This window comes from Actinoplanes sp. DH11 (assembly GCF_020873875.1).
In the GTDB taxonomy this organism is placed as follows: Bacteria; Actinomycetota; Actinomycetes; order Mycobacteriales; family Micromonosporaceae; genus Actinoplanes.
Genome location: NZ_JAHWGU010000011.1, coordinates 150,703 through 164,878 on the forward strand (window position 1 = coordinate 150,703; position 14,176 = coordinate 164,878).

Here is a 14,176-nt window from a genome sequence, read left to right on the forward strand (position 1 = left end):
TGCCACGCGCGCGCACCCGTTGGGTGCGACACCCCGCGATCTTCAGTCCGGTGATCCTCGCAATGGCGACTTACCACCGATATTGCGCTGCGCGGGGTGGCCGATCAGGACTTTCTCGACCGACGTGGGCGACAGCGCGGCCCATCGGACCGACTCGTCGCTGATCACCGCGATCATGCCGGGTGGCATCCGGGGCAGCAGGTCGGCGGCGCTGCCGAGGGCGACCGCGGAACCGACGACGGCGGCCTCCGCCTCGGTGAGCGGTTGCAGGAGAAGAAGGTCGGCGGAGGCGGCGGTGTCCGCGTCCGCCCGGTCGAGAACGGTCATGGTGGTGACCCACGGCAGGTCTGCGGGCGGCGCCGGGGAGTCCGACGCGGGTGGCCGGGACGGCGGGGCCGGGAGAGCTCGCGGATCGGGGTGGGCAGTTGTCTCGTCGATCAGCAGGGTCGGGCGCAGCGGGGATCCGCCCGGGACGCTGCGGGCGGTGCCGGGCTGGAGGAACAGGTCGTCGCCGCCGAGAGCGTGCCGCAGCGGGGCCCACGTGGCCGGGTGGTTCGTGCGGACCACGACACGGGCGCCGGCGCCGAGAGCCCGGAAGGCGATCAATTGGGTGCAACGGGGGCCGGCGACCAGGACCGCGGTGGTGTGCCGCGGGCGGAACAGGCGGGCCAGCACCGGGCGGTCGTGGCGGTTGCGGCCCAGCAGGACACCGTGATCCAACGCTGGCAGGGCCGGGTCGCCGAGGCGGGACGACGTGTCGCCGGGCCGAGGGTGGGGCGGCGGCCGGTGGCGATCAGCCGGCGACGGGTCATGGGGGCGCAGGGCGGGGGAGGGGCCGCCGGGATGGGAGGTGCCTGCGGGCGGGCCGGGGTGCGTTGTCAGGTTCAGGGTGGCGGGATGGACGGCCAGGGGGAGGGTGGCGGTCAGGGCCGGCAGGTGGGCGCCGTCCAGGCGGTGGGCGGTCATCCGCTCGGACGCGAGGATCTGGTGCAGTGCCTGTGCCGCTTGGTCCAGGGCCGCTTCGTCGGGCGCCGCGAGCCGGGTCAGGAGCGTGAACGTGCCGGCTTCCGGGGTGAGCGCCACGGTCGACGCGGTGGCGGGCGTGTGCAGGAGGCGGGACAGCAGGTGGGCGGTGATGCCGGTGCCGGGTCCCGGGTCGCAGCGGAACGTCGCCTGCTGCTGTCCGCCCACGGTGATGCCATGCCATTGCTCGCTGAGCGTCGGATGCCCTCCTGCGTGTGCCAGGTCGCTCGTAGCCCGTACCGCCGATGCCTCGTCCAACAGCCTGGCATCCGGATCGCGCAGCTTGCGCACCATTTTTCGCACCGCCGACGGCAGCGGTTCGGCGCTGTCGTGCGGAACCCGGATCGCCAGCACCGCACGGAACTGCGCCAGTGAATCCTCGGGGTTCAGGGCTCGGTAGGAGGTCGCCGCGGGGTCGGTGCGAAGGCCTGGCGCAGGCATCCCGGTCAGGATCAGCTGGAGGTGGATGCTCGGATCGTTCCCGGTCAGCAGAGTCTCGAGCGCGGGTGTCCGGCCCAGCTCGAGGAGCACCGTCGAACCCCTGTCCCCGACAAGCACGGCAACCGGCTCACCGTAGATGTTCGCCGAGGTCAGCCGAGTGCGGGGAGCCGCAGAGGCGAGCAGTGCGAAGGGGGCGCCGAGCCGGGTGGTGCGGCGGCGCGCAACGAATCGCACCCGGACACCGAACCATTGGAAAGCCCAGCGGTCGCGGACCCGCACCCAGGTCAGTGCGAGCACGCCGGCGGCGCCTGCCGCGGCTGCCGCCGATGCGAGATCGCCGCCTGCGGCACCGAGAAGAAGGAGGGCGGCGGCGGCTTGGGTGGCGAGCAGCTGATTGAGGCGTACGCGGAGAAGTCGTCCATGTCGGACAAGATGCGTCGTGGTCAGATCGCCGGCACCTCCCCCGCTGGTGTCCGGCCCTCATCGTAGGGCTGCCGGCGGGCGCCGACGGAGTTGTCCACAGCCGGATACGCACGATCCGCCGAGTTGTCCACAGGCCGCGAAACGGTGCGGCCGCCGGATACGGGTCTCGACTAGCGTCGGATCGCAATCGCATGTCTAGTGATCAGCGTCAATGTCATGCGAGAGTTCGGAGGGTCCGCGCGACGGTCCACAGCGGACGAAATGGCGACCGGGTGGGGGTGGCATCCAGAAATGTCGGAAACGCAGGCCGATGCCGCGGTGATGGCGAGTGCCGCCGCGAGATTCGAACAGGTCAACGACGGGTTGCAGAGAACGCTTACCGGCTTGATGTCCGAACTGTCGGTGTTGAACGGCGCCTGGCGTGGGCTCGGGGCGGAGGCCTTCGAGCAGGTCAAGACGGAGTACGCGGCGGATCTGCGCCGGTTGGGCGTGGCGCTAGCGGAGACCGCCGAGTCAATCCGGGCGTCCGGCGTCGGCTATCAGGCGGTCGACGCCGGGGCGGCAGGGCGGATCGCGCGCACCGGCGGCTCGATGATCCTGCCGCTCTGATCGTGGTTGCCCTCGGCGCGAACCGGGTGTGGCTGTCCTCGATGAAAGGGATATTCCGGTGAATGACGGACTTCTTCGCGTCAACTTCGGGGCGCTGCGGCAGGCCGGCGCCGACATCGATCGCGCCTTGATCGCCCTGCGCACCCAGCTCGACCAGCTGGAACGCGACGCCGGTCCGCTCGTGGCGACCTGGTCGGGAACGGCTCGCGAGGCCTATGCGGCCCGGCAGGCCACCTGGCGTACCGCTTCCGAGGACCTGCAGGGAATCCTGCGACAGATCAAGATCGCCCTGGACGAGTCGGTGGCCGACTATGCCGACACCGAGCGGGCGGCCACCCAGCGGTTCCAATGATCGATCTGTTCGGTGCCGCGAGGTCGCCCGATCGCGTACTGGCGGTGGCACCGCACAGGTCTACCATCAGTGGTTGGATGATCGCGCGCAGCGACGGAAAGCGGCTGGTGAGGTCTTGCGGATCTCGTGCCGGGAGCGCTGCGGACAAGACTCGACAGTCAGCATGCCGCCGCCCATTGTGATTGCGGTCTGACCTTGTAGGTTATACGCGTTGAGTTGGGTCGTTCGCAGCGCGCGGTTCCGCGGCGTTGGCATTCGCAGCATATGACTTCGTAGCCCGAGGCTTCGCCGAGTGGGGCTTCGCAGAGTGGGGAGAGGTGGACGTGTCCGAGTGGGAACCGGCTACGGACGCCGAGGTCGCGATGCGCGATGCGTTGCGCACGGACGATCAGGAGTCCTACTTCCGCATTCTCGCCGGTGTCGACCTTCTGTTACCAGTCTCGGCCGACGCACTCGCCGGTCTCGCACCACTGGGCTGGGGCACCTGGAGCACCGGCGGCCGCACGCACGTGCTGGCCTTCACCTCGCAGGAGGCGCTGAAGTCGTGCCTCGCTGACTATTCCGGCTCCGCCCGCCGCGTGCCGTACGCGGAGCTCGCCAACACCTGGCCTAACCTCGAGTGGTGGCTGGCCGTCAACCCCGGCCTGCCGATCGAGGGCTACCTCCCGGCCTGGTTCGTCGCCCAGCTCGCCCGCGGTGACCTGCGGCTGCCGACCCGCGGCCCCGGCCGCGACAACCACAGCCCTTCCAAAATCCAGGAAATCGGCGCCGCCGCGCTGGCCGCCGGCCGCGGCCCGGAGTCCGCAGGCGGGCCGACCTACGACCAGACCTCCGCCGGCCTGCCGTCCCGTCCCGCCGCCGCGCCCGGCTCAGCCGCGCCCGGCTCGGCCGCTCCTGGCCCGTCCGGGCCGCCTGTCCCGTCCGGTTCTGGCTCGTCGGGCCCGCTGGCCCCGGCTGCTCCCGGCTCGTCGGCCGCTTCCGGGGCCTTCGCCACGCCCGGTTCACCCGCCGTTCCTGGCTCGATGACGTCGCCGCCGGTCGCTCCGGCTGTCGCGCCGATCCCGCCGGTCGGGGCGCCCGGGCCGGCCACTCAGCCTCCGATCGGGCCCGCTGGGCTGCCCATCCGGACGCCCGGCACGGCGGCGCCGGGTGGAGCGCCTGCCGGCTACACCCCGCCAGGCTCTTCAGCACCCGCCGCCTACCAGCCGCCTGCCGCTCCGGCGCCCCCCGCCTACCAGCCGCCTGCCGCTCCGGCACCCGCCGCCTACCAGCCGCCGGGTGCTTCCGCACCTGCCGCCTATCAGCCGCCGGGTGTCTCGGCGCCCGCTACCAATCAGCCGCCGGGTGCGGTGCCGGCCGCCTATCAGGCACCTGGTGCCGCCGGGCCGGGCACGGGGCCTGCCGCCTATCAGCCGCCCGCGGCCTACCAGTCGCCTCCGGCCGCCTATCAGGCTCCGGCGCCGCCCGCTGCCTACCAGCCGGGGTCCGCTTCGTCGCCTTCGGCTTACCAGCAGCCCGCCGCCTATCAGCAGCCCGCCGCCTACCAGCAGCCCGCCGCCTACCAGGCGCCCGCCGCTCAGCAGTCGCCGGCTGCGGCTCAGTCGTCCGCTGCCTACCAGGCTCCCGCAGCGCTTCCGCCGGCGCGGCCGGTCGCCCCGGTCATCGGCGGGCCCACCCCCGGTGCTGGGCTGGCCACCCCCGGTTGGGAGAAGGAATCCCTTCCGTTCAATCCGGACGAGGACCCACGGGGCCCGTTGCAGGATCTGAGGGCCCCGCTGCCGGTCCGCACACCGATGGCCAACACGCCGCCGGTGCCCGAGCACGTGGCCCCCTACGATCCGGCCGAGACCCCGGTGCCCACCTGGTCCGCAGGGCGTGGAACCCCGGTCTCCGGCGCTCCGGCTCCGGGCACCCCCGCCCCGAACGCGCCGGTCTCGGCCACGCCCGCATCCGGCGTGCCGTTCGGCTCGCCGTCCGCGGCCGCACCCGCTTCGGCCGCGCAGACTCCCGGCGTGCCGCTGGGCCCGCCGGCTTCCGGTGTGCCGGCTTCAGCCGCGCCGGCTTCGGGTGTGCCTTTCGGTTCGCAGGGCGCGCCCGGTTCCGGTGCGGGCGCCGCGCTTCCGCGCCGCCAGCCCGGGCAGTCCACCGGCACCGGATCGCTCTCCAGCATGTCCGGCTTCGGCGCTTCCGGATCCCAGCCGGGCGCGATGTCCAGCTTCCCGGGCTTCACACCCGGGGCGGGAGCGTCGGCAGCCGCCGCGTCCGCTTCGGCACCGCCGGCGCCAGCCTTCCCGCAAGGTCCGGCCTCCCCGCAGGCCGCCGCCGCGCAGGGCGCCACCCCGGCCTCCGCGCAGGGCGCCATGCCGGCCTCCGCGCAGGGCGCCCTCCCGGCCTCCGCGCAGGCCGCCGCGCCGGGCGCCACCCCGACCTCGTCGCGTGGCGCTGCCCCGGCTTCCCCGCAGGGATCCAGCACCGACGCCCCCGGCAGTCCGCTGCCCCGTCGCCAGGTCACCCCGCCCTCGGAGCGGCCGGCCTCGATGGCGGCCGCCGCGCAGGCACTGGGTGCCAGCCGTCAGCCCATGACCGATCCGGCCCAGCCGGCCGGGGACCGGTTCGGCCCGTCCGGCCCGGCGCCGTCGATCCAGCCGCACTCCGGTCCCGGTGCGGCCGGTGTGCCCGCTCTCGCACCCCCGGTCATCCCGGGAGCACCGGCGATGGGCGACCAGGCCTCCGGCTACGGCCAGCCGAGCGGTCAGGCCCCGAGCGGTCAGGCCCCGAGCGGTCAGGCCCCGAGCGGTCAGGCCCCGAGCGGTCAGGCCCCGAGCGGTCAGGCCGCCCCGGGCACACCGCAGACGCCGGGCCTGCAGCAGGCCGCGGGCATGCAGCGAAACACGGCGCCGGAGGCCTATGCGCCGCCGGCCGCGTACGCCGCTCAGGGCACTCAGCATGCCCTCCCGGCGGCGTACGCCGCTCCGGTCAGCCCGCCGCCCGCCGCCTACGCCGCGCCGGTCGTTCCCGCCGCCTACGCGCCCCCGGCTCCGGCTCTGCCCGGCATGCCGCCGCAGGGCAGCCCGGCGTCGGCCTATGCCGCGCCCGGTTACGCGAACGCGCACGCGACCCAGGTCATCCCGATCACCGCGGCGAGTTATGGCAGCAACGACCCGGCCGCGTCGGGTCTCGGTGTCGCCGGGTCGGCGACCGGGACGCGCGGGCCGTCGGGGCAGCCGCCGCGGGGTGACGAGCCCGAGTTCGTGCCGGCCAACGACGTGGAACGCCACCTCCAGGACGCGGCCGACGCCGGTAACACCGACGTCTTCCTTTCCACGCTGCTGCTGGCCAACGTGCTGGTGCCGGTCGCCAGTAATTCGCGGCCGGGCAGTGCGCCGGGTGAGTCCGGCTTCGCGTTCCTGCCGGAGGACGTCGAGGGTGAGCGCTACCTGATCGTCTTCACCAGCAAGGATCGGCTGTCCGAGCACTTCGGTGAGCCGACCCGCACGGTCGGTGTCCGGTTCTACGAGCTGATCCGCAACTGGCCGGACCCGTCCTGGTCGTTCGCGGTCAACCCGGGCACGCCGGTCGGCGCGAAGTACCCGGGGGCGCAGATCATCGCGCTGGCGAACTGGGCCACCGAGGCGGGTCTCGGCGCTGACCCGGTGGACGGGCCGGTCGCGGAGGAGACGGCGGCACCGGTGCCGGCCCCGGAGCCCGCGAGCGACGAGGCGCAGTCCGCAACGGTCATGCAGAAGACCATCTCGGCCGAGCAGGTGGATTACTACCTGGACCGGGGATACGACCGGGTGGCGGGTTTCGTGCACCGGGCGTCCGAGGTGGAGCACCTGCGGACCCCGGAGGAGTTGTTCGGCGCACTCGGGCTCTACTACGACTCGTCGCCGTTCCAGCCGGACGCCAAGGAGGCGTTCGTGCTGCGCTGGCCGGCGTACCGCCCGAGCCTGTACCGGATCCCTTACGGCGGGCAGAACGAGCAGGCGCTGCGGGCGATGGACGGCTGGGTGATCGAGCGGCCGCCGTTCCGTGGCAACGGGTTCGCGCCCGGTGAGGGCCGGGATGTGATCGCCGAGTTCAAGGTGGACAGTGTCCGGCTGCCGCACGGCGCGCAGCTGTGGCGGATCGATGCGGACGGCAACGAGCGGATGCTGGCGATCTTCGACGCGGACGCCCCGCTGTGGCGCCGGGTGGGTGAGCAGTGATGCGTGACGGTTACGTGGTGACCTGGCAGGGCCGGGAGTACGACGCGGCGCCCGACCGGGACAAGGTGCGGATCTACGCGACTGCTCCGGAGGAGGGCTTCGAGGAGGTCAAGCCGGGACGGTATGTCCGGGTCCTCGAACCCGACGAGTACGACGAGATCACGTACGTCCGCACGTTGTGCACCTGGCGCGGCGAACCGTTCGTGGTGCTCGCGGAGGCGGACAGCTGGCTGCGCCTGGAGTACACGGGTGGCCGTGCCCCGGTGGCCCGCCAGCTCGGGCTCGAGGAGTTCGATTACGGCGTGTACCAGGGGTGGGCGCCGGCCCACGAGGTGCGCGACCGTTACGAGCACCGGATCTGACGCGACGCCGGCCTAGGCCGGCGTCTTCAGCCAGCGCAGGATCTCGCCGGTCACCACGTCGGGCGTCTCCTGGTGCAGGAAGTGACCGGTCTCCGGGATCAGCCGCCACTCGTAGGGCGCGGTCACGTAACGCCCGGAGCCCTGCGCGGTGCGTGGCAGCACGGCGGTGTCGAGGGCGCCGTGCAGCTGAAGCGTCGGCACGCTCGACGGCCGCTGCATCAGTTTGACGAACCGGTATCCCTGCAACCGCAGCGCACTGCGCGCCACCCAGCGGTAGGCCTCGAGCGCGCAGAACGCGGCCTGCGGGATCTGCATGGCTTTACGGCAGCGGTACGCGTATTCGGCGAACTCCTCGGAGGCGGCGAACGCCGGGCTGCTCCACTTGGTCAGCAGCTCGCCGACGAGCGCCGCGTCGTCCCTGGTCAGCACGTGCTCGAAGCGCGGCACCTGGAATCGCAGGACGGTGGACGAGGCGGCGAACTGGCCGCGCGGGTCGGCGAAGAGCGCGGCCCGTAGCCGCAGCGGGTGTGCCGCGCCGAGCACCACGAGACGGTTCACCAGTTTCGGGTGGAAGGACGCGGCCGCCCAGCCGATCATGCCGCCGGCTCCGGCGCCGACCACGGTGGCCGACCGTTCACCGAGGGCGCGGATCAGGCCGGTGACGTCGGCGGCCATGGTGTAGCCGTCGTACCCCCGTGGTGGTTTGTCGCTGGCACCGTAACCGCGAAGGTCGATGGCGGCCGCCCGGTAGCCCGCGTCGGCGACGCGAGTCATGATGTCGTGCCAGGTCCACCAGAACTCGGGGAACCCGTGCAGGAAGAGCACGAGCGGCCCGGTGCCCACCTCGGCCACGTGGAAACGGCTGCCGTTGGCGCCGACGAAGCGATGGCTCCACGGCCCCTCCGCCAGTACGAACGACTCGTCCATGCGGTCAGCCTATTCGGCGCTGTCACGGGCGTGGCCGGGCACCGGCCGGAAACTCACTTGATCGGTTCGGACGCGGTCATCGCCATCAGGTCGCCGGGGCCGCAGTAGATGCGCAGCTGAGTGGTCTCGACCTGCACCCGGACCCGCTCGCCCTTGGTCAGTTCGACGCCGTCGGTGCCGTAGAGCGCGTATTTCGTACCGTCGTCGGCGGTAAGCCCGTAGCAGGGGCCTGTCCCCCCGCGGGTGACCATGCCGGAGACCCAGCCGGTCGCGGGTGGCCCGTCGCCGGGCTCGCGCGGGATCTCCGAGGGGTCGGCGCCCGTGCCGGTGGAGGGGCCGGCGCTCACGCCGGTGGAGGGCGGCGCGCTCACGCCGGGGGCGGACGGCGCCGGCTCCGTGGCCGGCGCCGCCGGGGAGTCGGAGGTGGCGCCGCAGCCAGCGAGGAACGCTCCGGCCGCCATGGCGAGTCCGATTCGGTACGTGACCTGATCGCGCATCGTTCCGTCCTTCCCGAGCCGTCCGAGCGACGTAACAGATCCGACGACCCGCGCGGCGGATCGGTTCCGCGCGCGCGACGGCGCCCGGGGAGCGAACTTCCCGGGCGCCGCCGATCAACCTCACTTCGCCGGTACGGTGCCCACCTCCAGCCGCTGGTTGGCAGTCGACGCCATCGGCTGTTTCACCTCGACGACGACGTTGTACTCGCCGGCCATCGGCACGTTCGTCATGGCTTCGTAGACACCCGGCTTGCCGGAGATCTCGGCCATCACGATCGGTCCCTGCTTGTGCGCCTTGGGCATGGCGACCATGTCGGTGTACGCCACCACCTGGCCCTTGGTGATCGGGTCGTAGCTGCCCGGTGAACTGACCCTCGCCTCGATCCGCACCTGAAGGTCACCCAGGTGCTCACTGACGATCGAGATGGCAGCCTGCGGCTCGGCTGCCCGCCCCTTGTCCGTGGCCGTCTCCTGCTCCGCCACGGCCGGTGTGGCCGCCCGCGGCGGGGTGAGCAGGAAGGCGGCCACGCCGACCAGCAGCGCAGCGGTCATCCCGATGCAGACGCCCAGGATCAGGCCCTGCCGGAACGGGCGTGATCGCGGCCGGGCCTGCTTCCGGCCACCGGCCGGCCGGGAGGCTCGGGCCGGCTTGGTGACCCGGGCCGGCTTGCCGTGCCGGATGTCGTCCGGCAGCCGCCACTTCTCCTTGAGCGCGCTCATCACGCCACCGGCTTGTCCGGCAGCGCGATCAAGCCGGTCTGCTTGGTCGCGTGCACACGGAAGAGGCCCCACTGACCGCTGTTCAGGTGCCGTTGCAGGGTGCTCGACCGGTACAGGTAGTCACCGGCCGCGGCCCGTCGACCTCCGGCGCCGCCGGTGATCGCCGGATCGAGCAGGATCTGGTACGAGACACCCGGATTGAACTGTCCCTGACTCGCCGCCAGCTGTGACTGCGCGTCGTTCGGCGCCCGCCGCCACAGATGGTCGTGCAGCGCGAAGCTCGTCGAGCGCGCGTCACCGACGGCCTGCCCGACGTGGAACACCGTCTTGTCCCCGCCGTACGCCTGGAACGTCGGTGTCGACGGATCCCCGTGCACGTACGAGCTGAAGATGTTGGTGATGTTCTGGTCGTTGGCGTACCGGTGGGACCAGGGTTCGTTGGTGTAGTTGATGGAGAACTCGCCCTGATCCTCGGCGTCGTCGGCCTCCTGGCTGGGGGTCCGGACGAGGTCCAGGTTGTCTGGCACCGGCTGGTCGTCGGCCGGGTTACCGTTGGTGTCCTTGCGGAACAGCGCCAGGTCGCTGTTCATCAGCACGATGTTCTCCCGGAAGTCGGGCACCGACGGATTGGCGATCACCGCACTGGTGCCGCTGCTCAGCGGTGCACCGGTGGCCGGGTCGAGGTACGTGGACCCGGTCGGCTCGATGATCAGTGCGCCGTACAGGCCGTGGTTGGCGTGGTGCAGCGGGTCGGCCATGTCACGCAGCATCGCCATGCCCGGCGGAGTGTCCAGGAGCCAGCGGGAGGTGATCTGTTCGCCGGGTCCGGCCGTCCGGTCGTACCCGTTGATCGTGCCGACATTGACCCCGGACGAGAAGCTGTAGTGCGTGGTCAGCTGTGGCTTGATCGACACCCGGTTGCTCACCTTGAGCGGCTGGAAGCCCGGGACGTTCACCTCGTTCTTCGGGGGCTGGTCCAGGCAGCCGGGGTAACTGAGATCGCTGTACCGGTAACCCAGTTGTCCCGGTTCGACACCCTCGAAGCAGTTCGGTTTCATCTTCGCGGGGTCGAGCTTGTTCTTGAGCGTGACCTCGACACAGTCGCCCTGGTTGGCGCGGATCACCAGAGGTTCGTTCTTGACCGTGTTGTTCAGCCAGTCGGACTCCAGCGCGTACTGCAGACCGTTGGGGTCGTGGTCACCGGCCTTGTTGTAGGTGATGTCCCGGTTGATCGCCACGATGCTGAACGACTTGACCGGTGCGCCTCCACAGGGCTGGCCCGGTGGTTGCGTGATCGGCTTGGGCGGGATCGTCGGTTGCTCGTTGATGCAGTTCAGGGCGTTGGCCGTGTTGTCCGGCAGCGGGTAGAGGGCAATCTCCGGCTTCGGCGGCACGTCCGGTCCCGGCGACACCGCCGCGCCGTAGGTCTGACATCGGAAGACCCGTAGATGACCCCACGCGCCGAGGAACAGGTCGTCCGAGCCGCCGAGGAAGTACAACTCGTCGCGGTCGATCGGATAGAAGTGGTATCCCTCCGACGTCGTCTTCACCTGCATCTCGAAGTATTCGAGGATTCCGATGTGCTGGGCGGAGACGATGTTGGACCCGTCGTCCTTCGGTTCGTGCCGCCACTTGGCATCGATGTTGATGCCGTGCGATTCCTCCTGGGAGAGCTGGAATATTCGCCACTTGATCCGGTCTCCCCGGAACGCACCAGGTGTCGGTGTGTAGGGAAGGTTGCCCCAGGCTTCGAACTGGGCGCTGTCCGGCTGCACGGTGAATATCCGGGACGGATCTCGATCCCGGCGCGCTTCGAAGGGCTCCAGCCGGTAGTTGATGCCCATCACGCCGTAGTCGTCGTTGCTGGACGGGAACTTCGCCGGATAGATCGGCACGCCGTCCTTGGTGACGAACTGGTCGTCGTTCGTCGTGTTCGGGTCCGCCGGTTTGAACATCGGCACGTGGTCCTCGATGAAGAGGGAGACGTTCCGGTAGTCGTACCCGTCGGTCCGTGTGCCGTTGTAGTCGGTGGTCGAGGTGCAGTGCACCGCCACGATCGTGCCGATCTTCACTTCCTGGTTCGTCCGCCCGTCACGGAAGACGCATCCGGCGTCGTGGATCGTCCCACCACCGAACAGGCCGGCGTCCTGATGGACGTTGGCGTAGAAGTGGTCGTGGAACGAGTTGGTGGCGGTGTTCTCGTGCACGAAGTTGCGGTAGGTGATGGTCTGGCCGTTGCCGCCGGCCGCACCGTCCGCGCCCTGGTCGTAGTTCCACCCGTTGGCGGCGCCGTCCGAGGAGAGCACGTCGAACTGCACCATGTGCTGATGCAGGCCCACCTCGTTGGTGATCTGCTGCCTGTCGAACGTGGTGCCGCCGTAGTCCAGTGGCAGCCGGTTCGTCAGTTTGTAGACCACACAGTCACCCACGTTGAGCAACGGTGAGAACGGTTCTGGCTTCTGCCCGGCCAGCACTTTCTCCCGGTCGTCGTTGAGCACATATATTCGCGATTGCGGGTTCGTCCACTTCACCGTCGGGTTGTAGACCTGACTGAGCTGAATGGCCGATATCTGGAATTCCTTCGTCGGACGGCCGGTCGGACACGGGTTCTGGAAGAACCCGCCCGGCACCTGCGCTCCGGGATCCGCCGCGGCCTGCTCCTTCGCGGTGGGCGGGAACGCGCCGGTCGCGGTGCGGCTGGAGACGCCGAGCGGCGGCTTCGGCGCCTTGAACCCGAACTTGCCGGGTACGAAGTGCGGGAATCCGATCTTGGTGGCGTCCGGCACCGGCGGCTTGTCGAGGTTGGTGCCGGCGGTCGGCTGGTAGTCGAAGTCGGCAAGCGGTTCCAGCTTCGGGATCGGTGTGCCGTCCGGGTTCTTCCGGGTGCCGTCCTCGAGCTTGTCGAAGGTCCGGTTCAGCCCCCACATCCCGGTGGCGAAGTGCGGGTAGAGGTGGCAGTGGAAGATGATGTCGCCGAACGTGGCCTGCTTGCCCTTGTGGGCCGAGCCGGCACCACCCTGCACGGCGAGGTCGTAGTGCGCGCCGGGGGAGACCGACTGCACGTCGAGGATGTTCGTCGTGCGGGTGACGTGGTTGGGGCTGCTTATCGCGTCGAGGCCGCCCTCGTCCTGCGGGTCGTACGCCCAGCGGTTCACGTGCCAGTGGAACGTGTGGGTCTCGTACTCCGCCGCGTGCATGAGTCGGACCTGGGTCGGCTCACCCCGGTAGTTCGGGAAGATCAGGTCGCCGCCGCCCGGATCGCCGTACGCCCAGGACGACAGCGAGGTCTCCTCGCCGACGCATTCGTTGGCCTGATATCCCTGGCCGGACACGCTGGCCGAGGGACAACCGAGTTCTTCCCGGTTGTAGGTGGGCTCGGACCGGTAGTTGAACGCGAACCACTCGAGCTTGATCGGGATCTGCTCGTGGTACTGCACGATGGCGTCCGCGTCCCCGCCGCCGAGGCCGGGCAGGGTGCCCTTGGTCAGGACCGCGAGCTGGGCCGCCGTGGGCTCGATGCACTCGGTGCCGGTCGCGTCGTCGTCATCCCCGCCGCTGCGGCAGTAGCGGGTGAGGATGCCCGGCTCGGCCTCCACCTCGTCGTGCATGAACAGCACGTTCTCGCGGAAGTCCTTGTTGCCGGGCCGCTTGATGATCGCCCGGGTCCCGGAGGCCAGCGGACCGCCGGTACGCGAGTCGACCCAGGTGGCGTCGCTCGCCTCGACCACGACCGCACCGAACGCGCCGAAGCTCTGCGATCCGATGTACTGCTTGGCGCCGGCGGGCTGGGTGGACACGGAGGTGAAGTCCGCGCCGTCCTTGAACTGGAACTCGCCCTCCGCCTGCGCGTGCAGCAGGTACGTGATGGACGCTCCCGGCGCGGCGGTGGAGTCCGGGTTGTTGCCAACGGCCGTGCCGTCCCCGGTCTTGACGTCGTAGTCGAGCCCGTCGAAGTGCATGGACGCGTTCGGCGCCTTCGCCGGATCGAAGTCGATCTTCGGGGCGGTGAGGGCCGGCGCGAACTCGCGGGCGCCGAGCGTCGACGACCCGGGTGCCTTCTTGATCTCGCCGGGCAGTGTGTAGATCGCCGAGTCCCGGACCGTGCGGTCGAGTTGCGGCGCGGCCTCGTTCAGCCGGTTGGTGAACTTGATCGACACGCAGTCGCCCTTGTTGGCGCGGATGGTCAGCGGTTCGATCAGGTCGTCGAGGTTGGCCTTGGACGGGTCGGCGGCGTACTTGAAGTTCTGCCGGACCGTGGCGATGTTCCCGTCGAGGATGTACATCCGGCCCTCCGGGACCACGTCCCCGAACCGGTTCAAGAAGATCGGCAGGTTGATCAGCGAGACGTCGAACGTCTTGGTCGCTGCGCCGCTGACGCACGGACTCACCGCGGCGCCCGCCTTGGGCGGCAGGGTGGCGGCGGCCGTCGCCTGGCTCACCATCCAGATGGCGCCGCCGACCAGGCCGATCCACAGGCCGGCTCCGGCGGTGAGTGCCACCCGTACCGGCCCGTTCGGCCTTCGTCGTGCGCTGAGCAGCACGTACGCGGCGAAGGTTGTGATCAGTAGTAGGGGTATGAGGTCAATCGGTGTGGACACGCCACCTCCAGGACGC

Annotated in this window: 10 protein-coding genes; 4 read left to right on the plus strand and 6 right to left on the minus strand. The window is 70.6% G+C overall.

The genetic code is table 11. The annotated features are described in order from the left end of the window. Positions 1-42 precede the first annotated feature (42 nt). A complete protein-coding gene (locus tag LPA41_RS18215) occupies positions 43-1,761 on the minus strand; it encodes a type VII secretion protein EccE (protein WP_229071813.1) in 1,719 nt (572 codons plus the stop codon). Then, complete coding sequence (locus LPA41_RS18220; protein ID WP_229071814.1) at positions 1,749-1,886, minus strand: hypothetical protein; 138 nt, start codon at positions 1,884-1,886, stop codon at positions 1,749-1,751. Before LPA41_RS18220 ends, LPA41_RS18215 begins: the two co-directional genes overlap by 13 nt. Positions 1,887-2,178: 292 nt before the next feature. Between LPA41_RS18220 and LPA41_RS18225 the strand changes: the two genes are divergently transcribed. From LPA41_RS18225 to LPA41_RS18240, 4 genes are all read left to right on the plus strand, one after another. After that, positions 2,179-2,496: a WXG100 family type VII secretion target gene (locus tag LPA41_RS18225; RefSeq protein ID WP_229071817.1), complete on the plus strand. Its 318-nt coding sequence runs from the start codon at positions 2,179-2,181 to the stop codon at positions 2,494-2,496. A gap of 58 nt (positions 2,497-2,554) precedes the next feature. Beyond that, on the plus strand, positions 2,555-2,848 hold the full coding sequence (locus LPA41_RS18230; protein WP_229071819.1) for a WXG100 family type VII secretion target: 294 nt from the start codon (positions 2,555-2,557) through the stop codon (positions 2,846-2,848). 317 nt (positions 2,849-3,165) lie between these two features. Continuing rightward, positions 3,166-7,056, plus strand: coding sequence for an SseB family protein (locus tag LPA41_RS18235; protein ID WP_374238174.1), 3,891 nt, complete (start codon positions 3,166-3,168; stop codon positions 7,054-7,056). Then, entirely contained in the window at positions 7,053-7,418 is a 366-nt protein-coding gene (locus LPA41_RS18240; protein WP_229071821.1) for a hypothetical protein, read from the plus strand. Before LPA41_RS18235 ends, LPA41_RS18240 begins: the two co-directional genes overlap by 4 nt. Before the next feature lie 12 nt (positions 7,419-7,430). On the opposite strand, the gene LPA41_RS18245 is transcribed toward LPA41_RS18240, so the two are convergent. From LPA41_RS18245 to LPA41_RS18260, 4 genes are all read right to left on the minus strand, one after another. After that, on the minus strand, positions 7,431-8,345 hold the full coding sequence (locus tag LPA41_RS18245; RefSeq protein WP_229071823.1) for an alpha/beta fold hydrolase: 915 nt from the start codon (positions 8,343-8,345) through the stop codon (positions 7,431-7,433). A gap of 53 nt (positions 8,346-8,398) precedes the next feature. Next, positions 8,399-8,842, minus strand: a complete 444-nt coding sequence (locus tag LPA41_RS18250) for a hypothetical protein (RefSeq protein WP_229071825.1) — start codon at positions 8,840-8,842, stop codon at positions 8,399-8,401. 120 nt (positions 8,843-8,962) lie between these two features. Then, positions 8,963-9,562, minus strand: coding sequence for a FixH family protein (locus LPA41_RS18255; protein ID WP_229071827.1), 600 nt, complete (start codon positions 9,560-9,562; stop codon positions 8,963-8,965). Beyond that, positions 9,562-14,160 (minus strand): hypothetical protein, encoded by a 4,599-nt coding sequence (locus LPA41_RS18260; protein ID WP_229071828.1) that lies wholly within the window; start codon positions 14,158-14,160, stop codon positions 9,562-9,564. Before LPA41_RS18260 ends, LPA41_RS18255 begins: the two co-directional genes overlap by 1 nt. Positions 14,161-14,176: the final 16 nt, after the last annotated feature.

Excerpts from the sequence above, each read along its gene's own strand:
- LPA41_RS18245 (WP_229071823.1), bottom strand. The coding sequence starts at position 8,345 with ATGGACGAGTCGTTCGTACTGGCGGAGGGGCCGTGGAGCCATCGCTTC.
- LPA41_RS18225 (WP_229071817.1), top strand. The coding sequence starts at position 2,179 with ATGTCGGAAACGCAGGCCGATGCCGCGGTGATGGCGAGTGCCGCCGCG.
- LPA41_RS18220 (WP_229071814.1), bottom strand. The coding sequence starts at position 1,886 with ATGGACGACTTCTCCGCGTACGCCTCAATCAGCTGCTCGCCACCCAAG.
- LPA41_RS18255 (WP_229071827.1), bottom strand. The coding sequence starts at position 9,562 with ATGAGCGCGCTCAAGGAGAAGTGGCGGCTGCCGGACGACATCCGGCAC.
- LPA41_RS18250 (WP_229071825.1), bottom strand. The coding sequence starts at position 8,842 with ATGCGCGATCAGGTCACGTACCGAATCGGACTCGCCATGGCGGCCGGA.